The following is a 25,537-nucleotide window of genomic DNA, read 5'->3' on the forward strand; positions in this document are numbered from 1 at the left end:
GAAGCGGGGCTGCGGCCATCATTGCCAAAGCGCTCTGGAATCAGCACTCTGACACGATATTCGCGACCGAACCGCCATTGATCACAGGAGCCGCGCAATGCCCGCCACCGTTCTGGTACTGGTTGAAACCATCAATGACTATCTGCCGATTCTCGAGCATCAGGGCTTTCATCTGATCCTCGCGCCAACCCCTGCCGAACGCGCGCAAGCCATCGCCACCCACGGGGCACGGATCGACGCTGTACTGACTCGTGGCCCGCTGGGCCTGACCGCCGAGGAAATCGCCGCCCTGCCGGCGCTGAAGATCATCACCGTGATCGGTGCCGGTTACGAACACGTCGACCTGCAGGCCGCCAGCGATCGCGGGATTACCGTGACCAACGGCGCCGGGGTCAACGCCTCGTCGGTGGCCGACCATGCCCTGGCCATGCTGCTGGCACTGGTACGCGACATTCCGCGCTGCGACGCGGCGGTGCGCCGGGGTGAATGGCCGAAGATCATGCGCCCGTCGCTGGCCAATAAACGCCTGGGGATTCTCGGCCTGGGGGCGGTGGGCATGGCGATTGCCAAGCGTGCTCACCTTGGTTTCGACATGCAGATCAGTTACCACAACCGGCAGCTGCGCAGTGATGTGCCCTATGCGTTCTGCTCCACGCCGACCGAACTGGCGCGGGCCTCGGATTTTCTGATCGTCGCCACGCCGGGCGGGATTGGCACCCAGCATCTGGTGACGCGCCCGGTACTTGATGCTCTGGGCCCGACCGGTTTCATCGTCAATATCGCCCGGGCCAGCGTGATCGCCACGGCCGAGTTGATCAGCGCACTTGAGCAACGACGGATTGCCGGGGCTGCGCTGGACGTGTTCGATCACGAACCGCAGGTGCCGGATGCGCTGAAAACCCTGAACAATGTGATTCTCACGCCGCATGTCGCCGGTCTGTCGCCGGAAGCCACACAAGGTACGGTGGAACTGGTGGGGAAAAACCTGATGGCATTCTTTTCGGGGCAACCGGTGCTGACGCCGGTTGAGCTACCGCCGAAACTGGGCAATCAACGCGTGCACTAAAGCACGCCGAGCAAGGTCCACAAACGTCGCGACTCGGCGTCGGCGCTGATCAATTCGCCGAGCAATTCACTCAACGGCTTGTTGCCCCACTCTACCCCGCGCCGAATCAGGTAAGGCACCGGGCTGTGGGGCTCGGTGCGGGCCAAGTATTCGGCAATCAGCAGCAATTGGCGGTAAGCCTCTTCACGACTGGCCGGCTCACGGAAAATCTGTGCGACCGACGCTGCTTCGCGCGTGTGAACCTCGGTGACAGGCGCCTCAACTACCGCAGGCGGTGGTGCCGGTTGTTGCGGGTGCATGGCAATGAACTCCTGAACCAGTGTCAGCAACGCTTGAATGGTTTCCTGCAAGGGGCGAAATCCCGGCCCCTGATCGCCAAGATACGCATCGCTCCAGGCGTCCAGTCGCTGCAGATGCTGCAGGCTCAGCAGTAAGTTACCCTGCATGCGCAGCCAGAACGCCATGGGCGTGACGCGTATTTGATCGTCGAGTTTCTTCTGTTCGTTGCGCGCGACGTCAGACGAGGCCTTGGCGTTTTTGCTGTCATTGGCCTTGACTTGCTGCACCTGCAAGCGGCGCCAGACATCGAGGGTGTAAACCTCGAAATCACTGTTATTCGTGCCGAACAGCGGCACTCGCGTCAGCAGAACATCGCTGTAGCGCCGCACTAGCCATTCCAGCGGAATGACCCGCCACGACTGATCACCGTCCTCGGCCTGCGGATGCAGGTGCTCGGGATAGCGTTCGCACAGGCCGGCGATCAGCGCCAGGCTGCCGGGCAAACCATCCAGTGCCTGCAGATGCAGCCACGCCTCGCCCAGCCACGCGGCGAGCATCAGGTCCTTACTGCGCTCCAGCAGCAAGACCGTGGTCAACGCTTCGAGCTCCGGCCAGTTCGCCCGCTTGACTGCCGACTGCCAGACCCCGGTCGGCAGGCTGGTGTCGTCCTCGCGGCGCAAATCGCGCAACTGATCGTACTCACGTTCGTAACGCAAATCCGTCCCACAGGGCTGCTCGGCAGTGATGGGCGCCAGCAACTGATCGATCAGGTCCGGCAGAGTCGTCGATGGCAGGCTCACAAACCCTCCTCGTTGCGGGCATCCAGCGCGGCGGTGGCGCCGGTCTGTTGATACGGCGAGCGCGGTGCGCGGGTCGGCAGCGGCGAGATCGCCAGCGGCAATTTCGAGCCCTGACTCATCAGCGACAAGCGCACGAACATCCGCGTGAACTCACTGGTGACACTGTCGGTCGCCGCCGTCACCGGCAGACGCAACGTCAGTGGAAAGTCGGTGTAATCAAGATTCGGCTGCCGCTGCACCGAGAAATGCGCACGCATCAGCCGCAACAACGACCACGGCCCGCCATACTCCCAGCCCGCCTCCAGGTCGCGCACCACCAGGTTCGGTTGCAACGGATCGTTGACCGGACGCTCTTTGCCGTTACGTGCCCAGCGCAGGGTCAGGCGGATCGGCTGGCCGACCATCCAGCGCAGGTTCGGCTGTTCGGCACCGGGGTAGTTGACCTGTTGATTGCCCGCCAACAGGCCCCAGGCGATCACCTGATCGGCCCCCTTCTCCTCCTCGCGATCAGTGCGCCAGCGCACATCAATTTCAACCCCGAGAATGCCGCTCTTGTCGCGCACGAACAGCGGCGTCAGCCACACACTGGCCTGCTTCAGGCGCTTGAGAAAGTCTTCGGCCGCCAGGCGCTCCGGAGTCTGGCTCAGGATCAGTCCGGCCTGCGCCACCGGCAGGCGCTTGTCGATGATTTCGAGAAAGTGCTGAACCCGCGCCGGGTCGGCATCTTGCGCCTGCACACCGTTGGCAAACGGAAAGCGATCGGCCAGGTATTGATTGAAATAGGTAGCCAGCTCATTCCACGCCGCAGCCGCTTGCTGCTGTTGCAGGAATTGGCAGCGCTGCATCGCCGACTGCTGCAATTCCACCGCGCGCATCGCCAGGGTGCCACGCCCGCCCGTCAGGTTGGCTGTTTGCAGGACCTGCAGGCAGGAAGCAGTGTCCATCTCGACGAAATCACGACTGACCAGTTGCTCGATCTGCGCCGGAGAACTCGCCGGGTTGGCGTCCTTGTACTTGAGCAATTCATCGTTGAGTGCGCTGAACTGCGTCACTCGCTCGTAATCCAGCACCGACAGGTTGCCCTGCTGGGTCATCAGCCATTGCAGGGCTGGCGCGCGACGTTCGGTGATACCGAGCATGGTGTTGAACTGCTGTTTGAGGCTCAGCTTCAAGTCCTGTACATCGCTGGCGCCGTACAGTTGCAGACCAAGGTTTTTCGAACCATCCCACTGACTGATTTCAGTGCGCCCGCCAAACAGCGGTTGCGCGGTGATTTCGTCCAGGCCACTGACGATCTGCGCCAGCGCGCGCCGGTTCAACGCGCTTTGCAGACGCGCAGCCAGATCGCTGCGGTGCACCTCGACAAAAGCCTTCTGCAGGGCCATGGCCTGTTCGGCCTGAACATTGAATACCGCGTACGGATGTGTCTGATCGTCATGATCCTTGAGACTCAGCCACATTGCCTGTGCAGCGGCCGTTTCGGCAGCTTGCAGCAGCGCATCGCGATACACCGGCGGGATGCGCGGCAGCTCTTCGGCGACATAACTTTTATAGCTGGCGAAGTAGCTCAGTGAGGTATTAAGGTCGTCGCCGTCAACGGTCTGGCCCTGCATGTTGACGTTATCTTGCGTGGCACGCATTGCGATCGAAACAAAATCGCGCCGGAACAGCGCCTGCACCGCGTTGTTGAGTTTCACCACCTGATCCTGCAACGCCAGTTGTCCGCTGCCCTGCTGCACCAGCAGGTTGCCGCGTGAACCGACCTGGGCAATCCACTGATCGCGAAAGCTCTGCTGCAACTTGCTCGCCTGGGCGTCCAGTTGTTGTTCGACCGCTGGCCCGAGCAAGCTGCTCTTGCGTACCTTGTCGAGAAAGTCGCGATAACCCGGTACCAGTTCCTGCCCCTTGCCGCGACTCCAGGTCGAGTTGGTCAGAGCGATCGCCGCTTGCAGGTCATCGATCAGGGCGCGCAGGTCTTCCAGCTCGCTCAGGCTATTGCCGCTGCCGGCCTCCAGTTGTTCCAAATGCAGCTTGAGGTAGCCGGCCTTGCTGACGAAGTTGTCGGCGAGAAAATACTGGTCGAGCCAGCGCTCCATCAGCCCGTTGAAATTGCTGACAATCAGCGGCCGTTCCACGCTCAGGTCCAGCGCCTGCAAGTCACCGCCATCCCCCGCCGCGAGCAAGCGGTTGTAATAAGCGGCATGGGGCAATGTGGCGGGGTTAAGGTTGAGTGACAGCGCACTGTTGCTCAGTTGCACCAGATCATCCAGTGGTACCCGCTGGTTATTCTGCACTTCACCGAACAACTGGTTCTGCTGCTCGAGACGCAGCGCGCGATCCACCAGATCCGTGGCCTTCTGATAGTTCTGCCATTGCGCGGGGTCCTCGCTCTCGACGCTGGCACGCCGCTCAGTGCTGCGAATCGCCTTGATCTTCGCCAGCTCCGCGACCAGCAGATCGTGCAGCGGTACCAGCATATGGCGCTGGATCGAGCGGAACAGCTCCTGCTCCAGTTGCAGGTCGAAAGAGGAAAACCACGCGCTCGGAAACACCAGCGACGCATAGTGCCAGTGCGGGGCTTTTTCCAGCACGCGCCAGAAGCTCTGCACGTTACGCCGGGTCGGCTCGATGCGATGCGCTTCGTCGGTGACCGCGACGTAACTCTTCTGCGCGCCCTGCATCAGCCGCGCCAGTTCGTGAGCATCGCGCACCGAATCGCGCCAGATCCAGACCATCGCCACCGCCCATACCACCCCGACCACCAACGCGACGCCGGCAGTGATTCGCTGCCAGCGCTGACGCAAGCGCAACAGGCGCGGCACGCCCTGGGCCAGCCCCCGCTCGCCAACCACTCGCTGACGCCACAACTGACGCACGAACGCACTGCGTTGCAGGCCGCTGTCGTCAGCGCAAAAGCCATCAAGCGCATCGTCAGCTGGCTGATTGGCACTGAAGTAAAGACCGCGAAAACACGCGGCCTCGCCCTGCGCATTACCTTGAAATACCGGCTCCAGTACGTTTTGCAAACCACGGCGCAAGGTTTCGATACGTTCCGGCAACGCGTACAGGTCCGCGCTCGGGTGCCCGGACAGCGTGCCGATCTCAATCACCGCTTCGGCCAGTGCTCGGTGCAATCGATCCATGGCCTGATCGCTCCACTGGCCCTGCCACACTGCATCGCGTGGGTAAGGCGATGACCAGCCCAAAGTGCGATCACGGGCCTCGTCGGGCAGTGCACTGATCAGCTCCTGAAATCCCGGCAGCTCTTCAAGCCCGGTGATGATCACGTACACCGGCACACTCAAGCCGAAACGCTGCAGCAGATCGATAAAGCGGCGGCGTGCCGCCAGCCCGAGTTGGGTGGCCTGCTCCAGGTTGCCCAGGCGACTGGCTGGCACCGTCCAGATAATCCCGTCCAGCGGACGTTTGCTGCGCAGGCGCAAGATCAGCCCGAGCAGACGCCACCAGCCTCCGCGCTGCAAGTGCATGCCGTCTTCGGGCAGGAACAAAGTCTGCGGCACCACCAGCACCGCGCCTTCGGGGTCCGACCACCAGCGGCCGAACCACGCTGGCTTGTCGGTGGGTTGCAGGTGCCATTCGTTGACCAATTGCGTGCCCTGGCGTTCGTCGCCGAGCATCAACAGCCACGGTATCTGGTAGCGGTCCTGAGTGCCCTGCTCTTGCTCCATGTGCCGCACCGACGTATAGAAACTGCGGATCGCCGCGCCGCTCTGGGTCCGCAGCCACCACACCAAAATCGCGATGATCAGCAGCAATAACAACAGCGCCACCACCCACGCGACAATCGTCAAAGTGCTCATGAGTCTTGCTCCGGAGCCACCACTGAAGCGCTGATTTGCAGCACCGGTTCCAGTTCAGAGCGGATGTCGCGCCACAGAAAATGGCCGATGCCAGTCAGCAACAGAACCATTGCGACAATCCCCAGTGCCAGGCGAAATCCGTCCGGCAACGCCGTGCGTACCGGCAGTTGCAACGGCGGGACCTGCGAGGGTTGCACCAGGCGCTGACTGACACCGGCGTAGTCGGCTTCGTCTTGCCAGGCAAAGCGGAACAGCGACAGCCGCCACTTTTCCAGTTGTGCCTGACTGTGTTCGCCGCGCAGTCGTCCGTGAAAGCCAAGGATCAGGCATTGCAGGTAGACATTGGCCAGATCGCGGCTGGTCGGTTGCTGTTCATCGAGCAGCGTTTCAATCGCCGCCGGCAGTTGCTCGCCAGCCTGACGCGTGGAATACAGACGCGACTCCAACGGTTTGCTCTGCCACGCCGATTGTCCCGGCCACGGGCTGAATAACAGGGTCTCATCAACCAGCGCAACGAAGGCATAGACCAGCGCCTTGACCTGCTCAGTGGCCGAATCGCCCACCCGCGAATACGCTGTGCGCCACAAGCGTTGCGAAGCCTGGGTCGAAAGTTCGACCACGCTGTCGACCAGTTCGGTCTCGTCCTCGTTGTCCTTGGGCAACTGGTTCCAGTCCAGCGACCATTGCTGCCACGTTTGCCGGAACGCGCTGCCGAGCGGCGCGTCCTGCAAACTCAGAGTTCTCGTTGCGGCCCCGGCAGTCCCTTCCGACATGCTGCGTTCCTTGTGTGATCAGGCACTTTCACTCGTCTGTGCAACAAACAGCACCACCTGCCACGGACTGCTGGTCAGCTTCGCTGCGGGCGCGGCGATCACCAGCGGTAGTTGTGCGTCGAACCACGCGCCTTCGGCAGTGATCACGAACAGTCGCGTGTCTTCGCCGACGCTGTAGGCCACTTGTTCATTGCGACTCATGGCCTGGTGGCTCAACCCGCTCATGCGCTGGCGGCTGAGCAAGGCAACGTGTGGCGAGGAGGCGATGATTGCACCACGCAGCCACTCGCTGGCCGCCTGCTCGCTGGCGCCGTTGGGCATGCGCAGGCCGATGACCAGCCGCTGGCTCGGTTGCTCATCGGGCAACTGGATGGAAAAACTCTGCTCGCCGCGTTCGAACGGCAGGCTGTGATAACCGGCACGGATCAATTCGAGAGTCGTTTCCAGCCATTGCAGCACCGTATCGTAACCGCGCTGCAACTCCAGAAAGTCCAGCGGCGCGAACGAAGGCACCCCGGCCAGCGGGTCGAGTGCCGACCATGCGCCAGCCAGACCGAGCAGTTGCACATACAGGCTTTGCGGGTGAGCGATGCGACTGTTGAGTGCGCCTTCGACTTCCGGCAATCGCGCCCATAACGCGGTCAATTGCCGGCGGATTTCCAGCGCATCATCCTGATTTCCGGCCTGTTGCGCCTGACGCAAGCGACCGCCGAGAAACAGGCACTTTTCCCGCGCCCGCGCGCACAATCCGGCAACCCGCCGGCCCAGCGGCGAATCGGGCAACAATAATGGAGTGGGAGGCGTGTAAGCCAACGCCAGGAAGCCGCCGCCCTCCTTGCGGATTTTCAACAACGGCAGGCAGATCGAATCGGCCTTGTTCAGTTGTGTACACAGGCGGGGATTGGGCCGCCACACGGTGATCGATTCCGGAAACTCGCCACTGGTCAGATCCGGCAGCGCGTCGCCGACTACCGATTGCAAACGCCCCTTGAGCGGCAGCAGTTGCCCGGCGCGCCACAACGGACTGATCGCCAGGTACACGGTAACGCTGGCGTCGTCGGTTTCGTTGATGGCCGGGCCGACATCCAGCTCCAGGGTCGGGCCGATACCGGCTTGCAGATCCACCGGCAAACCGTCGGGCATGGTGCCCTGCAACGCCAGCACGCGGACCACTCCCGCGCTCAAGGCCGAGGGATCGAATTCCATGCGATTGACGCCCCAGAACCATGGGTTGCACGCCTGCGCCAGATGCGCCCCGAGGGCTTCGGCGCGCAGGCCTTGCAACTGAAAATGCTGCGGCAGCAATTGCATGCCTTCGTGCCAGCAAACCGCGTCAGGTAGCAGACTCATACGACTCCCTTCGGCCATGCCGCAACCCGGCGGCGGGCGGTGTGTTTCAGTTTTCCTTGCTGACCAGGCTCATCTCGCGACTGTCGAACCTGAGCCAGGCCTCGCTCTGATCGTCGAGCCGCAAGCGGTGCGCTCCGGGTGTGTTATAGCTGGCGAAGACCAAAAGTCCAGCGGCCTTCTTGCCCCCCAGCGGGAAGGGTTGACGGTCGATGAATTGACCCGGCACCAGCTCCAGTCCCCAGACACTCATCAGTTGACGATAGTCGCGCTGGTATTGCTCGCGCTCGGCAAACCACTGGCTGGCGTTGATGCCCGACAGTTGCTTGAGCAGATCCGGATCGGCGACGGCGACGAAATCCACGGCAATCGGCGTGTCGTCATTGGCCTTGGGTGCGACATCGAGGGTCAGGCTGTCCAGTTCGACTTTGGGGCCGAAAAGAGAGCAGCCGGCGACCAGCGCAAACCAAACCACCATCAAAAAACGTCTGCACAAAATGAATTTTCCTTTTCCCGTGGCAGTCCAAAATCGTTTTTGCTTGCTTTTTTATAGACCTGTTCTAGCGTCTTGGATAGTTCGGTTCCAGCAGCCGAATGAGGAAGGTTTGTCAAAGGAACGACAGGTCATCTGCCACCCTTTCTAACCTACGGTCCAGTAAGGGAAAGCGATGAACGGGCCTCCCCGATGCATTGCGCCCGCCTTCGCATCGGAGTCAGCCACCATGGCAGAAAGTACTCAACACAAGCTCGACCGGGTCCGTCCGCCCCGAGTGCAAATCACCTACGACGTCGAAATCGGCAACGCCATCGAAAAAAAGGAATTGCCACTGGTGGTCGGGATCCTGGCTGATCTCTCCGGCAAGCCGCTTGAACCATTGGCAAAATTGACTGAACGGCGTTTTACCGAAATCGACCGCGACAACTTCAACGAAGTGCTCGCCTCCATCGGCCCTCGCGCCACCCTGCAAGTCAATAACACCCTCAGCGGCGACGACAGCAAGCTCAACATCGAGCTGAACTTCAAACACATCGACGACTTCGATCCGGTCAAGGTGGTGGAACAAATCACGCCACTGCGACGTTTGTTCGAAGCCCGCCAGCGCCTGCGCGATCTGTTGACCAAGCTCGACGGCAACGATGATCTGGACAAGCTGTTGCGCGACGTCATCGCCAACACCGAAGGTCTGCAAGAGATCAAATCGGCCCGCCCAGACACCGCTACCCCGGCCACTGACGCCGAGGCCCCGGCCGAACCGCAAGCCTGATCGTCCACTTAATCGAGGGAGCATCCGTCATGCCCGCCGCCGCCCAGAATCAAGCCAGCGACAATGCTGCAGCCGAAACCTTATCCCTGCTCGACCGGATCATCGCCGAGGGCCGTATGGCCCACGATGACAGTCAGCAGGATTACGCCCGCGACATGCTCGCGGAGTTCGCCACCCAAGTGCTTGACGAAGGCATGGCCATCGACAAGGACACCGTGGCGATGATCAACGACCGCATCAGCAAGATCGACGAACTGATCAGCGCCCAGCTCAACGAAGTCCTGCACCACCCTGACCTGCAAAAGCTCGAAGCCTCGTGGCGCGGTCTGCACATGCTGGTACAGAACACCGAAACCAGCGCCCGATTGAAATTGCGTCTGCTGAACGTCACGCAGAAAGAACTGCAGAACGACCTGGAAAAAGCCGTCGAATTCGACCAGAGCGCGCTGTTCAAGAAAATCTACGAAGAGGAGTACGGCACCTTCGGTGGCCATCCGTTCAGCCTGCTGGTCGGCGACTACACCTTCGGCCGGCATCCGCAGGACGTTGGCCTGCTGGAGAAACTGTCGAACGTCGCGGCCGCCGCTCACGCCCCCTTCATTGCCGCTGCCAGCCCACGGCTATTTGACATGAACAGCTTCACCGAACTGGCGGTGCCGCGTGATCTGTCGAAAGTTTTCGAGAGCCAGGAACTGATCAAGTGGCGCTCGTTCCGTGAGAGCGAAGACTCGCGTTACGTGTCGCTGGTACTGCCGCACTTCCTTCTGCGTCTGCCTTACGGCCCCGACACCGCGCCGGTGGAAGGCATCAACTACGTCGAGGACGTCAATGGCACCGACCACAGCAAATACCTGTGGGGCAACGCCGCGTGGGCGCTGTCGCAACGCATCACCGAGGCGTTCGCCAAGTACGGCTGGTGCGCGGCGATCCGTGGTGCAGAAGGCGGCGGCGCAGTCGAGGGCCTGCCGGCGCACACCTTCCGCACCAGTTCCGGCGACTTGTCACTGAAGTGCCCGACCGAAGTGGCAATCACCGACCGCCGCGAAAAAGAGCTCAACGATCTCGGCTTCATTGCGCTGTGCCACAAGAAGAACAGCGACGTCGCCGTATTCTTCGGCGGCCAGACCACCAACAAGTCCAAGGTCTACAACACCAACGAGGCCAACGCCAATGCACGCATCTCGGCGATGTTGCCTTACGTGCTCGCAGCCTCGCGTTTCGCCCATTACCTGAAGGTGATCATGCGCGACAAGGTCGGCAGTTTCATGACCCGCGACAACGTGCAGACCTACCTCAACAACTGGATCGCCGACTACGTGCTGATCAACGACAACGCGCCGCAGGAAATCAAGGCGCAATACCCGTTGCGTGAAGCGCGGGTGGACGTGACCGAGGTGGCCGGCAAACCGGGCGCCTATCGGGCGACCGTGTTCCTGCGCCCGCACTTCCAGCTTGAGGAACTGACGGCATCGATCCGCCTGGTGGCGACGTTGCCACCACCGGTTGCGGCCTGACCTTTACCCCCGCCGCAGCGGCGGGGGTTGTTCTTTTATCTAGCGCGACACCTTTCAGGAGTTTCAAGCGATGGATGCAATCATTCTCGACCTCGGCGGCGACATCAAAGGCGACAGCCTGCTTGAGGGCTACAAGGACAAGATCGAAGTCATGTCCTACAGCCACAACGTGGCGATGCAAGTGACCAATGACGTCAGCAACTCGGAACGGACGTCCGGCCGGCCGCACATCGGTGAGTTTACCCTGACCAAATTCATCGACAGCTCGACGCCAACGCTCAACGAATATTGCTGTGCGGGCAAACCCATTCCCGAAGCCAAAATCACCATCGGTCGTAACGCCGCTGAAGGCAGCGGGCAACTGATGCCGTTCATCATCTACACGCTGAACAACGTGGTGCTGTCCAACGTCAGCGTCAGCGGTGGTACCGGCGGCAAACCGGTGGAAACCCTGTCGCTGAACTTCACCAAGATCAAATGGGAACTCACTGCGCAGAAAGACGACGGCACCAAGGAAGGCACCGCTGGCACGGTGTGGGACCTGGCGGCCAACAAGGCTGGCAAGTAAGCGGACGCCCTGGCCATGGCAGGCACCGGCATTCGCGCACCGTTGTTCGAACGCCTCGCCTCCAGCGAGGCCGACGGTGCGCGGGAGTTTGATAAGCAGGACTTGCTCGACTCGGTGCAGGCCGAGCTCGGGCGCCTGTTCAACACGCGGCGAGGACCGCGCACCCTCACCCAACCGCCCAGCGTCATCGATTACGGCATCGCCGACTGGAGCGCCCTGCAACAACAACGCAGCGATGACCGTCGCCGGCTGACGCGCGATGTCCGCGAAGCCATCAGCCATTTCGAGCCGCGCCTGAAACTGGACGAGGTGCAGGTCAAGCCCGTGCCCGACCATCCGCAACGGTTGAGCATTCGATTGACCGGCGAGCTGCGCAGCGGCCAGCAACACTGGCCGGTGGCGTTTGTCATCGAACCCGGCGGCGAAGGGCTGGAGGTGCGCCATGAGCGACTCGATTGATCCGCAACTGCTCGACTACTACCAGCGCGAACTGACCTGGCTGCGCCACGCTGGCAGCCAGTTTGCCGAGCGTTACCCGAAGGTCGCGCGACGACTGGAACTGTCGCCCGGCGAGTGTCCCGACCCACACGTCGAACGTTTGCTCGAAGGTTTTGCCCTGCTGGCTGCACGACTGCAGCGCCGACTCGACGACGACTACGCCGAGTTCAGCGACGCTTTGCTCGAGCAGCTCTATCCGTTGGCCGTCAGGCCATTGCCATCCTGCGCCATTGTCCAGTTCGAGCCCGACCCGAGCAAAGGCAACCTCGACGACGGCTATCCCCTGCCCCGCGACACGCCATTGTTTGTCACCACCGGCAAAGGCGAGAGCATCCACTTTCGCACCTCGGCCGCCGTGCGCCTATGGCCCATCGACGTCAGCGAAGCGTTATTGCTCGGCAGCGATGAAGCCCAGGCGCTGACCGGTGTGGCGCAATCGCGCTCGGCGTTGCGCCTGAGCCTGCGTTGCCTCGGTGAAAGCCAATGGTCGGCGCTTGGCATTGAGCATCTACGCATCCATCTGGCCGCGTCACCGGTGATCAACGCCTGCCTGTATGACCTGCTCGGTGCCCATGCGGTACAGGTGCTGGCCGGCACGCCCGGGAGCATTCCGACGCACGTGAAGGGTTTACCGAAGATCGTCGGTTTCAGCGATGACGAAGTCCTGCTGCCGGACGAGGACGGCGTACACCCCGGCATGCGCCTGCTGGCGGAATATTTTGCTTTCCCGGACAAGTTTCATTTCTTCGATCTGCCGTTGAACGGCGTCAGCAGCGACAGCCAGACGTTGTACCTGTACATCGTTTTCGACCGTGCTCCAGCCAGCCGCCTGCATTTACAAGCCAGTGACATCGCATTGGGTTGCGCGCCAGCAATCAATCTGTTCCCGCGTACCTCCGAGCCACTGCGCCCGGACGGCACCCGCAGCGAGTACCGTTTGATTGCCGACAGCCACCGCGAGAACAGCGTCGAAATCCACAGCATCCGCAGCATGCGCGCCAGTTGCCCCAGCGGTGTGCAACAGCTGCCGGCGTATTACGGCAGTCAGCACAGTGGCGGCGATCAACAGCGTTACTGGCATGCACGGCGGGTCAGCGGCAAGACGCCGAACCGGCTCGGCAGCGACCTGCTGGTGAGTGTCGTCGACACCCGTTTCGACCCGTTGAGCGAGCTGCCGGATTACAGCCTCACCGCCGAGCTGCTGTGCACCAATCGGCATTTGGCGCAGAGCCTGCCCGCCGGCACACCGCTGGGTTTCGAACGTCCCGGGCCGATTGCCTGGGCGCGACTGCGCAACCCGCCGAGCCCGCAAAGTCTGCCGCGACTGGACGGTGATTCGCGCTGGCGACTGGTGTCGCAACTGACCCTCAATCATTTGTCGCTGGTCGAAGGCCCGCAAGCACTCGACGCACTGAAAGAGATTCTGCACTTGCACAACCTGCGCGACGAAGCCAGTGCACTGCGGCAGATCGAGGGGCTGCTGAACCTGCGTAGCGAGCGCGTGATCAGCCATGTCGGCGCCGACGCCTGGCGCGGTTGGCGCAATGGCCTGGAGGTGCAATTGCAACTCGATGCGCAACACTTTGTCGGCAGCAGCGCGGTGTTGTTTTCTGCCGTACTGGCGCAGTTCTTTTCGGTGTACGCCACAGCCAATCGCTTTGTGCGCACGGTATTGATGCACGGTGACAAGGAGATCAAGGCATGGCAACCCCAAGCCGGCATGCCCCTGTCGCTCTGACCCTGAGCCAACGACTGCGCCGCGATCCGCAGGCGTTTGAGTGGCTGCAGGCCCTGCTGCTGCTCGAGCGCGAACAACCGCAAGCCGAATCGTTGGGCAGCGGCACTTCGCCCCAGGCCGAAGCGCTGAAATTGCGCGGACCTTTGACACCGCTGTTCCCCACCAGCCAGATCGAAAACCTGCACGAAGAACCGGGCCAGCCATTAACCCTCGGCACACCGATGTTCGGTCTCGGCGGCCCCGACGGCCCGTTGCCCTACGCCTATCAGGAATGGTTGCAACAACGGGCCCGAGCCAAGGATCACGCGCCGGCCGAGTTCCTTGATCTGTTCCAGCATCGCCTGCTCAGCCTGCTTTACAAGGTGATGCGCAAACACCGGGTGGCATTGGGCTTTGTCACACCCGGGGCGTCGCCGGTGCAGGCGCAATTGCGGGCCCTCACCGGGCTGTTGCCCAAGGCTTTGCAGGAGCGTCAAGCAGTTCCTGATTGCGCAGTGCTGGCCTGTACGGCGCTGTTCGCCGACGGCCGGCGCTCGCTGGCGGGGTTCGCAGCGACAGTTCGGGAACAGTTCGGCGTACCGGTGGCACTCAGTGCCTGCCAAGGCGCCTGGCGCGAAATCCCGCCGGCCAGTCGCAGTGTCATCAAATCCGGGGGGCGAAATTTGCAACTCGGGCGCACCGCAGTGGCCGGAAGCCGGGTGTGGGATGAACACGCCGGCATACGTCTGACCATCGGCCCACTGCCCTCGACGCAAGCGATCCGTTTTTTGCCGGACGGCGAAGCGCACCCGGCATTGGCCAGCCTCGCGGCGTTGTACTTCGGTCCCGATCTCGACGTGACGCTGGTGCTGCTGGTACGCGGTGCCGGGCCGATGAAACTCGGGCGCCAGGCACCGGTTTTGCTCAGCTGGAACGGTGGCTTGCAGCGTCAGGCCAGCTTGGCCGTGCAGCGTATCGAAACCCGTCTTCGTCAGTTGGAGATCACCTGACATGGAACTCGCCAGCCTGATCGGACGGCTCAACCCGGACAACCGCCGCGCCCTCGAGCGCGCCGCCCAGCGCTGTCTGCAGCGCGGGCATCACTTTGTCGAGATCGAACACCTGTTGCTGGAACTGCTCGATATCGAAGCGGGAGACTTTGCCTTGCTCCTGCCACGCTTCGGCCTCGAACGCGATGCGCTGACCGCGGAAATCAACAAGGCGCTGGATCTCTTCAAGGGTGGCAGCACGCGCACGCCGGCGCTGTCCTCGCACACGCTTGGCTTGTTGGAGGATGCCGTCGTTCAAGCCAGTGTACTGGGGATCGACAGCATTCGTTCCGGCTTGCTGTTACTGGCACTGATCGACCGCGACGAGCGCCGCAGTTTGCTGCTCAACAGTGCTTCGTCATTGTTGCGGATTCCCAGGGAAGCGCTGCGCACCAACCTGCTGGAGTGGACGGAAAACTCCCGCGAGCATGTCGGCCCGCGTTCAGCGTCAGCTGGAAATTCCGCGCCCCGGCAGGACTCAGTACTGGACCAATACACTCAGGACCTGACTGCCGATGCCCACGCCGGACGTATCGATCCGATCGTGGGGCGCGATGGCGAAATCCGCCAGTGCATCGACATTCTTCTTCGGCGTCGGCAGAACAACCCGATTCTGGTCGGCGCGCCCGGCGTCGGTAAAACGGCGGTGGTCGAAGGCCTGGCCCTGCGCATCGCCGCCGGTGATGTACCGCCGTCGTTGCAGGAAGTCAGCCTGCGCGTGCTTGACCTCGGCTTGCTCCAGGCCGGAGCCGGGGTCAAAGGCGAATTCGAACAGCGGCTCAAAGGCGTGATTGATGCTGTGCGCAGCGCCGACAAACCGATCATCCTGTTCATCGACGAAGCCCACACGCTGATCGGCGCTGGCGGGGCCGAGGGCGGCAGCGATGCGGCCAACCTGCTCAAACCGGCATTGGCCCGGGGTGAGTTGCGCACCCTCGCCGCGACTACGTGGATGGAGTACAAAAAATATTTCGAGAAAGACCCGGCCCTCGCCCGCCGCTTTCAGTTGGTACAGGTTGAAGAGCCCGACGAAATCACCGCCGTGGAAATGCTCCGGGGCGTGGCCGCCAAACTGGAACAGCATCACGGCGTGCAAGTGCTCGACGCGGCGATCCACGAAGCGGTGAAACTCTCGCACCGCTACATCTCCGGTCGTCAACTACCGGACAAAGCCATCAGCGTCCTCGACACCGCCTGCGCCCGCGTCGCGCTCGGTCAACACGACGTACCGCCACCGCTGGAGAGCCTGCGCCATCGGCAAAACAGCCTCAAAGATGAAGTCGAACGCCTGCGCCGAGAGCAGGCCACCGGGCTGGATCATCGCGAACGCATCACCCTGCTGGAGGCTGAATCGAAGACCAATGTGCAAGCGATCCGCGAACTGGAAACACGTTGGAGTGAAGAGCGCGTGGCCGTGCGTGAACTACTCGAAACACGCCGCGAATTGCTGGCGTTGAGCGAAAGCGCCGATAGCGACAAACCCGACGAAGCCACCGACAGCCGCATCGATCATCTGGCCGCCGAACTGCTGCGCCTGGAAGCGGGACTGGATGCGATTCGCCAGGACGACCCGCTGGTGCCGGAACAGGTCGACGCGAAAACCGTCGCTGCCGTCATAGCCGGCTGGACCGGCATTCCCGTCGGCAAAATGCTCGCCGACGAAGCCCATGCCGTGCGCACCCTCGGCACCCGCATGGGCCAGCGCGTCATGGGCCAGAGCACCGCGCTCAACACCATCGCCCAGCGTTTGCAGGCTTATCGGGCGGGGCTCACCGATCCGCAAAAACCGGTCGGTGTGTTTCTGCTTGTCGGGCCTACGGGCGTCGGCAAAACCGAAACCGCGTATGCACTGGCCGATGCGTTGTACGGCGGCGAGCGCAACCTGATCAGCATCAATCTTTCCGAGTATCAGGAAGCCCATACCGTCAGCCAACTCAAGGGCGCGCCACCCGGCTACGTCGGTTATGGCAGCGGCGGCGTGCTGACCGAAGCCGTGCGGCGCAAACCGTACTCGGTGGTGTTGCTGGATGAAATCGAGAAGGCGCATCCGGATGTGCTGGAAGCGTTTTACAACGTGTTCGACAAGGGCTTGATGGAGGACGGCACCGGGTTGGTGGTCGATTTCAAGAACACCGTGATGCTCGCCACCAGCAATGTCGGTGCTGAGTTGCTGCTCGATACGCCGGTGTCGCAAATCGGCAGCGAAGCCTTCAACGAAGCGCTGCACAAAGTCCTGCTGCAAGCCTTCCGCCCGGCGTTTCTGGCGCGCATGACCGTGGTTGCGTATCGGCCGCTGGATGAGGCGACGCTGGAAGGGATTGTGTTGGCGAAGCTGGAAAAACTGCGTGGCCGCTACAAGGCGGCGACCGGCAAGCAGTTCGAGTTTGATTCGGGAATTGTGAAAGCGGTGCTCGCCAAATGCAGCGCGGCGGGTGCTCGGGATGTCGAGAATGTGTTGATGACGCAGGTGACGGGGAAGTTGGCGGAGTGGGTGTTGGAATGACCGCCGCCAACGAGAATTGACGAAACACAGAAATGGCACCCGCGCAGGAGACGGAGTAATGACAGAAGCGGATTTTTTGAATGCGGTGCTGCAGGCAGCAGGTGTACACCCAAAGCTGCAAGATACCGATGAACCAAGTCAATTTACGAAGAGCTGGGTTTCTGAAGGTCCTTGGGAGAGCGCTGCGCAAGTTGAGATAGCTCACCATCTACGACGTGGTTACGGCATCACAACGAAAATTCGCGAAATCAGTTACCCAGAGCCTTACTCCAGCGAAAAGGTCGATTTCTATTTCGAACTGCAAGATGAGTCCTACGCCATTGAAATAAAAGTAGAAAGCACGAACGGCTTATTCGGCGGCGCAAACTTACAGGAATCGATCACCCGTGACGTTTACAAATTAGGCGGTTTTGTTGCTGATCACAGATGGGTCGTGGTCATAGCCACCAGCCAAAAAAATTGCGAACTGCTTGATCTCACCTTGAATCGCGGGGACTCATGGTCTCGAGATGTGGAGGGTCAATTCAAGGCTTACCTGTGCAACATTGACACGTACCCACACGGACTGCCCATCGATCGCTCAAAACAACTTTCTGCACCTTTCAACTTTATAACCAACTACCACAAATAATCTCACCCGCATTTTCCAACAGAGGGCACATCAATGAATCAAAGGGAACGAAATCAAAGGGGGCAGATTTATTTATGAAAAAAATAGATTCGTGCCCTTTTTCGCCCCCCTTTTCGAGGATTGAAGACCATGGAACAGTTTAATTCCGTTCAAGAAGGTATTGCAGAGCTGCACAAACGCAACACTGGAAATAAAAAAGTCCACGCGCTCCTGACGTTCCAGCACAACAACCACAAAATGTGCAAAACGTGTTTTCTGTTTGAGTCAAAGGAGGACGCTGGCGCGCAACTGATAAAGGCTTATGTCCAACTTCAAATCAGCAATGTGCCCCGAAACGAAATGCAGGCAGCCATTGATGCCCGGCAAGTTGCTATCAACGCGGAACTCGCAGAGGGAGACCCCGCAGAACTTGGCGTTGTGCCCGAAGGACACGCGGAAGAGTTTCTTATCGATTATTTTGATACAGCCGTCGCCATCGCCGAAGACGTCAAGTATGTAACCGTTTACCTCACACACAGCCCATGTACGCCGACTGACAGAAAGCCAAGTCATTCGCTACCTGGCTGGCCTTTGAGTTGCACTGCCAAATTCGCAACGCTGGCAGCCAACCATCCGGAGTACTTTTTCTCTATCGTTTTTCTTAAAAAATTCGGAACACTGGATGGCAATGACACCCCACAGAGAACATTGAAAACACTCTCGGGTGACCGAGCCAATCTGGCTTTTATCGAACTAAAAAAAGAACCACCGTATGAGCGACCATAAAAACGCCATCTATTAAAACAGCATGGCAGCCCGCTATTAAATTCAATGAGCCAGCAAACATGAAAGACACACTACTGACTTACATCGATGAGGACGGAAAGAAAGCAGCAAAAAAGCTGTGGGCAAAATACTCTGGCATTTGCGATCTGATTGCCCCGACGAGTCTCGGCTGGAGAGATGCCTTTGGAGGAATGCTAATTATTATTGGCCACGGCAGCACCATGGTAAAAATGGACAGACATACCGGCTTGCACAACATGATCGGCAATTGCGGTAGTTGCTTTATTGTGCTCGCTGCCTGCGAAGTTGGAGAAACACATATTAGTATTGGTGAACTTCAACCTATTGCTCAAGGCTTGGCGAACCTAAGGCCCAACGCCATTGTATGGGGCACGACTCGGGATCTGCCGCAACAAGCCGTCAGTGACGGTACCTGCTTTTATAAAAGCCCTCTGTTTAATTGGCTACAGCCTGCCAACGACCATTTCCCTGGGTTATGGAAGCAGTTCCGAAAACAAAGTGACATTGAGGCAGTGATGTCGATGATGCCCAATTTGAACTTTAATTCTCTTTAGAACCGAATCCGCTTCATGAACGCTGCAACCACCTCATCAAGGCCGCCCAATGCCTCGTGCCACCGACAGTAACGCAACGCTTTCGTTGACCGCCGCCGCACTGTCGGCGCTTTACCCTGAGTGGTTGTCCGGTGAAGAAGCCCTCAACTCGCTCTGTTCGCAAACCCTCAACGGCCTCAACGACGGCATCTCCCTCACCCTGACCACCGCCATCGCCAGCCACGTCACCACAACCCTGCACAACGACGCTCAGCTTCGCCCGTTCGACGCTTTGGTCGCCGAGATCCGCCAACTGCCGGCCGACGCAACTGCCGAACGCTATCAACTGGTTTTACGTCCGTGGCTCTGGTGGCTGACCCTCGCCAGCAACAACCGCGTATTCCAGAACCTCACCACCTCGGACATCGTCACCACAATTTTCAAAGCCCACGGCTTCACCGATTTCAAACTCTCGCTGACTGGCAGCTACACGCCCCGCGAATACTGCGTGCAATACAGCGAAACCGACTTCGCCTTCGTCTCTCGCCTGCTGGAAGAGGAAGGCATCTTCTGGTTTTTCACCCACGACGAGGGCAAGCACACGCTGGTGCTGGGCGACAGCAATGACGCCTTCGTGCAGATCCCCAACGGCCCGAAGGTCAAGTATCTGGGCCAGCAAATGGGTGAGCGCGAGTTGCATGGCATTCGCTCGGGCCAAGTGTGTCTGCAAGCCGTGGCCGGCGTGTACAAGGCGACGGATTATGAGTTCACCACGCCGACCACTTCACTCTTCGGCCAGGCCGAAGCGGTCGCAGGGCCGCGTTCCATCTATGAACATCCGGGTGGTTACAACGCCAAGGCCCGGGGTGATGCATTGACCAAACAGCGGGTCGACGGCCTGCGCAGTGAAGAGAAACGTTTTGTTGGCGAGAGCGACTGCCGCTGGCTGATCCCCGGCCATTGGTTCACCCTCGACGGCCACGAAGACGAAAGCCTGAACATCGATTGGGTCGTCACGCGGGTCACCCACGACGCCAGCCACGAAAGCTATCGCAATCGCTTCGAAGCCATCCCCAAAGCCACGCCGTTCCGCCCGGAACGCGTCACACCGAAACCGCGCATGCATCCACAGACGGCCATCGTGGTCGGCAAGTCCGGCGAGGAAATCTGGACCGACGAATACGGTCGGATCAAATTGCAGTTTCCCTGGGATCGCGACGGCAAGAACGACGAAACCAGCTCCTGCTGGGTGCGCGTGGTGTTGCCATGGAGCGGCAAGGGGTTCGGCATGCAGTTTGTGCCGCGCATCGGCCAGGAAGTCATCGTGACCTTTATCGACGGCGATCCGGACCGGCCGCTGGTGACCGGCTGCGTGTACAACGGCGACAACGCCCTGCCCTACGCGCTGCCGGCCAACCAGACCCAGTCCGGCATCAAGACACAATCGTCCAAGGGTGGCGGCGGTTTCAACGAGCTGCGTTTCGAGGACAAGAAGGACGCTGAGGAGGTGTTTCTGCAGGCGCAGAAAGACCTGAAGATCAACGTGCTCAACGACACCACCGCCACCGTCGGCCACGACGAAACCCTCACGGTGCAGAACGCCCGCACCCGCACGGTCAAGGACGGCGACGAGACCGTGACCCTGGAAAAAGGTAAACGCAGCGTGACGATTCAGACCGGCAGCGACAGCCTCGATGTGAAGGACAGTCGCACGGTAAAAGTCGGTGCCGACCAGAACCACAGCACCGGCGGCAACTACACCGACAAGGTCACCGGCGATTACAGCCTGACGGTGGACGGCAACCTGACCATCAAGGTCAGCGGCACCCTCACCCTGCAAAGCGGCGGCAGTTTCACGATCAAGAGCGGCGCGGATCTGGCCACTTCGGCCAGCACCTCGATCACCCAGAAGGCCGGCACCGCCATGACCAACCAGGCCGGCACTTCGCTGGACAACAAGGCCGGAACGACGCTGACCAACGATGCCGGCATCAGCCTGACCAACAAGGGCGCGGCCTCACAGACCGTGGACGGTGGCGGCATGCTGACCATCAAGGGCGGGCTGGTGCAGGTCAACTGACAAGGAGTCGCCATGGCGATCACACCGCTGGATTTGCAGCAGGATGACAAACACCTCAAGGGACGATTGAAGGATGGCCAGCTCGACGGTCCGTTGAATATCAAGGATGACGGTCGCCAACAGGCAGACCTGAATTACAGCCAGGGCCAATTGCAGGGCACGTCTCTGCTCTACCACCCCAACGGCAAGGTTTCGGCGCAGATGCCGTTCGTGCGCGACAAGCTGCAAGGCGTCGCCAGTTTTTATGCGCCTGAGGGCTGGTTGCAGCGCAAGGCATCCTATCGGCGCGGCCTGTTGCATGGCGAGGCGTTCAATTACTTTCCCGACGGGCAAGTGGCGGAGGCCGAGTTCTATCGCGACGGGGTGCGCGAGGGGCGTTATCAGCGCTTTCATCCCAACGGCAAACCGGCGGTGGATGCGCGTTATCTGAATGGGCAACTGATGGAGCCGGAACAGGGATTTGCCGAGGACGGGCGGCCACTGGATGCCGATGGCAAACCGATTTCCCGGGTGCGCTGGTGGTTTCGCAAGTGGACGGATCCGCAGCAGGCCTGACTCAGGGAATCAACATCTGCATCTGCCCCGGCATTACGATCTTGATCACCCCCGCCCAGTTGCACATCAACGTGCTGTTGGCATCGATCGCCGGCATCCCGCCCAGCAGCAGGGTCGGTGCACCGCCGGGGATCCACGGCGTGGCGGTGTCGGGAATGCACGGCATCGGCGTCAATACGCCCAGCGCAGCAGCAGTGGCAGCGGCGACCATCGGATTGGCCATGCTCATGCACATGCCGAACGTGGTGACGTTGACCAGCGGAATATGATCCATGATGTTCGCCGCCGGCATTCCTCCGGTCAGCGTGCGATTGACCGGCAGCACGTTGAGCACTGCCGGGGCGGCGCCGAAACTGCATTGCAGGGTGGCGCTGGCACAGACTTGCGGGCAGCCCATTTCAAAGCTCCTTGCCGAACATGGCATACCCGCTAAACCTTAGCCTGCTGTGGCCCGCCGCGCACATTCCCAAAGGTGATTATCCTGCAACACGCTAACCTATAAGACCGCTGCGCGCTTGTGGCCGCCCTGGTGCGCCATTAGATTAGCCAATGATGTCTGGCCTCCAAAATAAGCAGAAGGGATAAGCATGGCGCTTACTGACCAGTCCACCCGTATCCGCTCTGGCGAAGAACTCGATGCCAGCCTGATCGACCCGTACCTCAAGGCGCACATTCCGGGCCTGACCGGCACGCCGCAGATCAGCCAGTTTCCCGGCGGCGCGTCGAACCTGACGTACCTGCTGGAATACCCGGACCAGGAATTTGTCCTGCGCCGTCCGCCGTTCGGCCACAAGGCCAAATCCGCCCATGACATGGGCCGCGAATTCCGCATCCTCAATCAACTGCGCGACGGTTTCCCCTACTGCCCGAAAGCCTACGTGCACTGCACCGACGAGTCGGTGATCGGTGCCGAGTTCTATGTGATGGAGCGGGTCAAGGGCATCATCCTGCGCTCAGATCTGCCGCCAGAACTGGGCCTCGATGCAGCCAGGACCGAAGCACTGTGCAAGAGCTTCATCGACCGTTTCGTCGAACTGCACCGGGTTGACTACAACGCCTGCGGCCTCGGCGATCTGGGCAAGCCGGAAGGTTACGTCGCCCGTCAGATCAAGGGCTGGAGCGAACGTTACGAAAAAGCCCTGACCCCGGATGCGCCGCACTGGGAAAAGGTCAAGGCCTGGCTCAATGACAAGATGCCGGCCGACCATCCGACCTCAAGCATCGTCCACAACGACTACCGTTTCGACAACGTGATCCTCGACCCGGACAACCCGATGCAGATCATCGGCGTGCTCGACTGGGAACTGACCACCCTCGGCGATCCGCTGATGGACCTGGGCAACACCCTCGCCTACTGGATTCAGGCCGATGATCCGGCCCCCGTGCAACTGATGCGCCGCCAGCCGAGCCACGCCCCGGGCATGCTGAGCCGCCGCGAATTCGTCGATTACTACGCCGAACGCTCGGGCATCCGCATCGACAATTTCGACTTCTACTACACCTACGGCCTGTTCCGCCTGGCCGGCATCGTGCAGCAGATCTACTACCGCTTCTACCACGGCCAGACTCAGGACAAACGCTTCGCGCAGTTCATTCACATGAACAAACTGCTGGAGCACATGAGCCTGCAGGTCATTGCGAAATCGAGCCTCTGACGGCCCACACCAAGGAACCCCCATGTCCAAGACTCAGTTGTTCGACCTCGACGGCAAAATCGCCTTCGTCTCCGGCGCCAGCCGCGGCATCGGTGAAGCCATCGCCAAACTGCTGGCCCAGCAAGGCGCCCATGTGATCGTCTCGAGCCGCAAGCTCGAAGGTTGCCAGCATGTCGCCGACGCGATCATCGCCGCTGGCGGCAAAGCCACCGCCGTGGCCTGCCACATCGGTGAAATGGAACAGATCAGCCAGGTATTCGCCGGGATCAAGGAACAGTTCGGCCGCCTCGATATCCTGGTGAACAACGCCGCGACCAACCCGCAGTTCTGCAACGTGCTGGACACCGACCTGAGCGCATTCCAGAAGACCGTCGACGTGAACATCCGCGGCTACTTCTTCATGTCGGTAGAAGCCGGCAAGCTGATGCGCGAAAACGGTGGCGGCAGCATCATCAACGTTGCGTCGATCAACGGTATTTCACCGGGGATCTTCCAGGGCATCTATTCGGTGACCAAAGCGGCAGTGATCAACATGACCAAGGTCTTCGCCAAGGAATGCGCGCAATTCGGCATCCGTTGCAACGCCCTGCTGCCGGGCCTGACCGACACCAAATTCGCCTCGGCACTGGTCAAGAACGACGCGATCCTCAAGCAGGCGCTGACGCAGATCCCGCTCAAGCGCGTAGCCGATCCGAGTGAAATGGCCGGGGCGGTGCTGTACCTGGCCAGTGATGCGTCGAGCTACACCACCGGGGTTGCGCTGAATGTGGACGGTGGGTTCCTGTCCTGAAGCAGACTTGCCTGTGTAGGAGCTGCCAAAGGCTGCGATCTTTGACTTTGAAGATCAAGATCAAAAGATCGCAGCCTTCGGCAGCTCCTACACAGGATTGAGCTCAGGCAATGACCTTATGCACCGCCAGCAAAGCCGCCCCACGCTACTGCGTGACACACCGGGTGGTGGTGATATGGCGCGTGACCTGCTCGTCAACGTACATATCGCCAGACACCTGAGTGTTCTCCAGCGTCTGACAGGTACGCACCGGCGGTGGTGGCGGCGCAGCAGGAGGCGGTGGCGGAGGACTTGCGCAGCCGCTCAATAGCGCGACAGAGAAAGCCAGAGACAACGGCAGATACACGCGTTTCCCAGGATTATTCATAGGACGACCCGCGGTGAATGGAAGAGCCACTTCCGCGATCGCGCACGAATACCGCGGATGACGGAAGACCTGACCACTCATTCTTTATAGCCGACTACCCGGCGAGCGCCAGTGAACTGGAGGGGGATGAGGGAATTGGCTGTCGATTTTGTGGAGAGCAAACTCTGTGAGGGCGGGTTACCTCAGCAAGAAATTTATTGACTGGAAGGCCGCCATCGCTGGCAAGCCAGCTCCCACACTGGGATCGGGTGCCATCAGTTAGACATTGGTCGGCTGTCAGGCCGCCATCGCTGGCAAGCCAGCTCCCACAACTTTATTCGTGCACACCCCATGCGGCGAAGCCGCCCCACTCAACACAATGAGCGTTAGCTCGAGTACCGCTTTTGATCTGAGGGCCCGTCGGCAGGCTGAGTGGAGGGATTTATCCGGGGGTGGGAGCGCAGCGACCGTTTGGCGCAGCCAAACACAGCGAGAGGAGGTGCAGCGAAGCAAACCGTAGGCGCTGCCCCCCGGATGAATCTCGCAGCGAAGGAACCCGAGCCCAAGCGAGGGCCGAACGTCAGGGTAAAGCCCTTTGGTTACTTTGGGGCTTTTGCCAAAGTGACCCGCCGTAAGGGCGGAACCCTGATCAGCAACACCCGCAGTAACGGATCCACACCCAAAACAGCCAAAAACCCTAAGCCATATCCGGATCCCGAGCAGCCCGCAAAGAATTACTCTCCAACTCATACCGCAACTCATCAATCAACGCCGCCACAGCCTCCGGCGTTCGCAACTCATTGAGTTTCAACCCGCTGATCACCAGATCCACCTGTCCCGACTCCCGGTGATACAACTTCACCGTCAGCGAATGATCCCCATCCACTGAACACTCGCACGCCAGTGGCGAGAAACTCTGCTCAAGGCTGGCGCGCAACTGCGCAAGATTCATCATGGAGCT

General features: G+C 60.6%; 22 protein-coding genes. 15 read left to right on the forward strand and 7 right to left on the reverse strand.

Features of this window, described 5'->3' with window-relative positions; all coding sequences use genetic code 11:
• Positions 1-97 precede the first annotated feature (97 nt).
• Positions 98-1,066 (forward strand): 2-hydroxyacid dehydrogenase, encoded by a 969-nt coding sequence (locus ACYZUM_RS13895; RefSeq protein WP_041067386.1) that lies wholly within the window; start codon positions 98-100, stop codon positions 1,064-1,066.
• On the opposite strand, the gene tssA is transcribed toward ACYZUM_RS13895, so the two are convergent.
• Genes tssA through ACYZUM_RS13920 form a run of 5 tightly spaced genes read right to left on the reverse strand, consistent with a single transcriptional unit; the run spans position 1,063 to position 8,564 of the window.
• Positions 1,063-2,145 carry a type VI secretion system protein TssA gene (tssA, locus tag ACYZUM_RS13900; protein ID WP_108182980.1) on the reverse strand — a complete coding sequence of 361 codons (1,083 nt, stop codon included), beginning with the start codon at positions 2,143-2,145 and terminating at the stop codon, positions 1,063-1,065. The genes ACYZUM_RS13895 and tssA overlap by 4 nt on opposite strands.
• Positions 2,142-5,966, reverse strand: coding sequence for a type VI secretion system protein (locus ACYZUM_RS13905; protein WP_142580022.1), 3,825 nt, complete (start codon positions 5,964-5,966; stop codon positions 2,142-2,144). Before ACYZUM_RS13905 ends, tssA begins: the two co-directional genes overlap by 4 nt.
• Positions 5,963-6,739, reverse strand: a complete 777-nt coding sequence (locus ACYZUM_RS13910; protein WP_108182982.1) for a DotU/TssL family secretion system protein — start codon at positions 6,737-6,739, stop codon at positions 5,963-5,965. The genes ACYZUM_RS13905 and ACYZUM_RS13910 overlap by 4 nt, the downstream gene beginning before the upstream one ends.
• Positions 6,740-6,757: 18 nt before the next feature.
• A complete protein-coding gene (gene tssK / locus ACYZUM_RS13915; protein WP_041067450.1) occupies positions 6,758-8,089 on the reverse strand; it encodes a type VI secretion system baseplate subunit TssK in 1,332 nt (443 codons plus the stop codon).
• Positions 8,090-8,135: 46 nt separating this feature from the next.
• Positions 8,136-8,564 (reverse strand): type VI secretion protein, encoded by a 429-nt coding sequence (locus ACYZUM_RS13920; RefSeq protein ID WP_108182983.1) that lies wholly within the window; start codon positions 8,562-8,564, stop codon positions 8,136-8,138.
• A gap of 244 nt (positions 8,565-8,808) precedes the next feature.
• On the opposite strand from ACYZUM_RS13920, the gene tssB reads away from it, so the two are divergent.
• The 12 genes from tssB (at position 8,809) to ACYZUM_RS13980 (ending at position 21,785) form a co-directional block, all read left to right on the forward strand.
• Positions 8,809-9,351 carry a type VI secretion system contractile sheath small subunit gene (tssB, locus tag ACYZUM_RS13925; protein ID WP_041067400.1) on the forward strand — a complete coding sequence of 181 codons (543 nt, stop codon included), beginning with the start codon at positions 8,809-8,811 and terminating at the stop codon, positions 9,349-9,351.
• Between the two features lie 29 nt (positions 9,352-9,380).
• Complete coding sequence (gene tssC, locus ACYZUM_RS13930) at positions 9,381-10,865, forward strand: type VI secretion system contractile sheath large subunit (protein WP_108182984.1); 1,485 nt, start codon at positions 9,381-9,383, stop codon at positions 10,863-10,865.
• 70 nt (positions 10,866-10,935) lie between these two features.
• Positions 10,936-11,433 (forward strand): Hcp family type VI secretion system effector, encoded by a 498-nt coding sequence (locus ACYZUM_RS13935; protein ID WP_041067406.1) that lies wholly within the window; start codon positions 10,936-10,938, stop codon positions 11,431-11,433.
• A gap of 15 nt (positions 11,434-11,448) precedes the next feature.
• Entirely contained in the window at positions 11,449-11,892 is a 444-nt protein-coding gene (gene tssE / locus ACYZUM_RS13940; protein WP_086792714.1) for a type VI secretion system baseplate subunit TssE, read from the forward strand.
• Positions 11,876-13,669: a type VI secretion system baseplate subunit TssF gene (gene tssF / locus ACYZUM_RS13945; protein WP_108182985.1), complete on the forward strand. Its 1,794-nt coding sequence runs from the start codon at positions 11,876-11,878 to the stop codon at positions 13,667-13,669. Before tssE ends, tssF begins: the two co-directional genes overlap by 17 nt.
• Complete coding sequence (gene tssG, locus ACYZUM_RS13950) at positions 13,633-14,658, forward strand: type VI secretion system baseplate subunit TssG (RefSeq protein ID WP_108182986.1); 1,026 nt, start codon at positions 13,633-13,635, stop codon at positions 14,656-14,658. The genes tssF and tssG overlap by 37 nt, the downstream gene beginning before the upstream one ends.
• Before the next feature lies 1 nt (position 14,659).
• Positions 14,660-17,200, forward strand: coding sequence for a type VI secretion system ATPase TssH (gene tssH, locus ACYZUM_RS13955; RefSeq protein WP_108182987.1), 2,541 nt, complete (start codon positions 14,660-14,662; stop codon positions 17,198-17,200).
• 58 nt (positions 17,201-17,258) lie between these two features.
• Positions 17,259-17,831, forward strand: a complete 573-nt coding sequence (locus ACYZUM_RS13960) for a hypothetical protein (protein WP_108182988.1) — start codon at positions 17,259-17,261, stop codon at positions 17,829-17,831.
• Between the two features lie 129 nt (positions 17,832-17,960).
• A complete protein-coding gene (locus ACYZUM_RS13965; protein ID WP_108182989.1) occupies positions 17,961-18,596 on the forward strand; it encodes a hypothetical protein in 636 nt (211 codons plus the stop codon).
• A 59-nt stretch (positions 18,597-18,655) separates the two neighbouring features.
• A complete protein-coding gene (locus tag ACYZUM_RS13970; protein WP_108182990.1) occupies positions 18,656-19,171 on the forward strand; it encodes a hypothetical protein in 516 nt (171 codons plus the stop codon).
• Between the two features lie 49 nt (positions 19,172-19,220).
• Complete coding sequence (locus tag ACYZUM_RS13975; RefSeq protein WP_108182991.1) at positions 19,221-21,230, forward strand: type VI secretion system Vgr family protein; 2,010 nt, start codon at positions 19,221-19,223, stop codon at positions 21,228-21,230.
• A gap of 12 nt (positions 21,231-21,242) precedes the next feature.
• Positions 21,243-21,785, forward strand: a complete 543-nt coding sequence (locus ACYZUM_RS13980) for a toxin-antitoxin system YwqK family antitoxin (RefSeq protein ID WP_041067430.1) — start codon at positions 21,243-21,245, stop codon at positions 21,783-21,785.
• A 1-nt stretch (position 21,786) separates the two neighbouring features.
• Here ACYZUM_RS13980 and ACYZUM_RS13985 read toward each other — a convergent pair whose 3' ends face one another.
• A complete protein-coding gene (locus tag ACYZUM_RS13985; RefSeq protein WP_108182992.1) occupies positions 21,787-22,182 on the reverse strand; it encodes a DUF4280 domain-containing protein in 396 nt (131 codons plus the stop codon).
• A 190-nt stretch (positions 22,183-22,372) separates the two neighbouring features.
• Between ACYZUM_RS13985 and ACYZUM_RS13990 the strand changes: the two genes are divergently transcribed.
• Complete coding sequence (locus ACYZUM_RS13990) at positions 22,373-23,440, forward strand: phosphotransferase family protein (RefSeq protein ID WP_108182993.1); 1,068 nt, start codon at positions 22,373-22,375, stop codon at positions 23,438-23,440.
• 22 nt (positions 23,441-23,462) lie between these two features.
• Positions 23,463-24,230 carry an SDR family oxidoreductase gene (locus ACYZUM_RS13995; RefSeq protein ID WP_047293630.1) on the forward strand — a complete coding sequence of 256 codons (768 nt, stop codon included), beginning with the start codon at positions 23,463-23,465 and terminating at the stop codon, positions 24,228-24,230.
• A 1,043-nt stretch (positions 24,231-25,273) separates the two neighbouring features.
• Here ACYZUM_RS13995 and ACYZUM_RS14000 read toward each other — a convergent pair.
• Entirely contained in the window at positions 25,274-25,531 is a 258-nt protein-coding gene (locus ACYZUM_RS14000) for a DUF1652 domain-containing protein (RefSeq protein ID WP_041073283.1), read from the reverse strand.
• Positions 25,532-25,537 lie beyond the last annotated feature (6 nt).

Source organism: Pseudomonas sp. m6p (genome assembly GCF_055760375.1).

What these genes read in the sequence shown, in the direction of transcription:
- tssC (WP_108182984.1), top strand. Translation starts at nt 9,381, where the DNA reads ATGCCCGCCGCCGCCCAGAATCAAGCCAGCGACAATGCTGCAGCCGAA.
- ACYZUM_RS13935 (WP_041067406.1), top strand. Translation starts at nt 10,936, where the DNA reads ATGGATGCAATCATTCTCGACCTCGGCGGCGACATCAAAGGCGACAGC.
- ACYZUM_RS13965 (WP_108182989.1), top strand. Translation starts at nt 17,961, where the DNA reads ATGGAACAGTTTAATTCCGTTCAAGAAGGTATTGCAGAGCTGCACAAA.
- tssB (WP_041067400.1), top strand. Translation starts at nt 8,809, where the DNA reads ATGGCAGAAAGTACTCAACACAAGCTCGACCGGGTCCGTCCGCCCCGA.
- ACYZUM_RS13995 (WP_047293630.1), top strand. Translation starts at nt 23,463, where the DNA reads ATGTCCAAGACTCAGTTGTTCGACCTCGACGGCAAAATCGCCTTCGTC.
- ACYZUM_RS13960 (WP_108182988.1), top strand. Translation starts at nt 17,259, where the DNA reads ATGACAGAAGCGGATTTTTTGAATGCGGTGCTGCAGGCAGCAGGTGTA.
- tssG (WP_108182986.1), top strand. Translation starts at nt 13,633, where the DNA reads ATGGCAACCCCAAGCCGGCATGCCCCTGTCGCTCTGACCCTGAGCCAA.
- ACYZUM_RS14000 (WP_041073283.1), bottom strand. Translation starts at nt 25,531, where the DNA reads ATGATGAATCTTGCGCAGTTGCGCGCCAGCCTTGAGCAGAGTTTCTCG.
- tssK (WP_041067450.1), bottom strand. Translation starts at nt 8,089, where the DNA reads ATGAGTCTGCTACCTGACGCGGTTTGCTGGCACGAAGGCATGCAATTG.
- ACYZUM_RS13980 (WP_041067430.1), top strand. Translation starts at nt 21,243, where the DNA reads ATGGCGATCACACCGCTGGATTTGCAGCAGGATGACAAACACCTCAAG.
- ACYZUM_RS13990 (WP_108182993.1), top strand. Translation starts at nt 22,373, where the DNA reads ATGGCGCTTACTGACCAGTCCACCCGTATCCGCTCTGGCGAAGAACTC.
- tssH (WP_108182987.1), top strand. Translation starts at nt 14,660, where the DNA reads ATGGAACTCGCCAGCCTGATCGGACGGCTCAACCCGGACAACCGCCGC.
- ACYZUM_RS13920 (WP_108182983.1), bottom strand. Translation starts at nt 8,564, where the DNA reads ATGGTGGTTTGGTTTGCGCTGGTCGCCGGCTGCTCTCTTTTCGGCCCC.
- ACYZUM_RS13910 (WP_108182982.1), bottom strand. Translation starts at nt 6,739, where the DNA reads ATGTCGGAAGGGACTGCCGGGGCCGCAACGAGAACTCTGAGTTTGCAG.
- ACYZUM_RS13975 (WP_108182991.1), top strand. Translation starts at nt 19,221, where the DNA reads ATGCCTCGTGCCACCGACAGTAACGCAACGCTTTCGTTGACCGCCGCC.
- ACYZUM_RS13895 (WP_041067386.1), top strand. Translation starts at nt 98, where the DNA reads ATGCCCGCCACCGTTCTGGTACTGGTTGAAACCATCAATGACTATCTG.
- ACYZUM_RS13905 (WP_142580022.1), bottom strand. Translation starts at nt 5,966, where the DNA reads ATGAGCACTTTGACGATTGTCGCGTGGGTGGTGGCGCTGTTGTTATTG.
- tssE (WP_086792714.1), top strand. Translation starts at nt 11,449, where the DNA reads ATGGCAGGCACCGGCATTCGCGCACCGTTGTTCGAACGCCTCGCCTCC.
- ACYZUM_RS13970 (WP_108182990.1), top strand. Translation starts at nt 18,656, where the DNA reads ATGAAAGACACACTACTGACTTACATCGATGAGGACGGAAAGAAAGCA.
- ACYZUM_RS13985 (WP_108182992.1), bottom strand. Translation starts at nt 22,182, where the DNA reads ATGGGCTGCCCGCAAGTCTGTGCCAGCGCCACCCTGCAATGCAGTTTC.
- tssF (WP_108182985.1), top strand. Translation starts at nt 11,876, where the DNA reads ATGAGCGACTCGATTGATCCGCAACTGCTCGACTACTACCAGCGCGAA.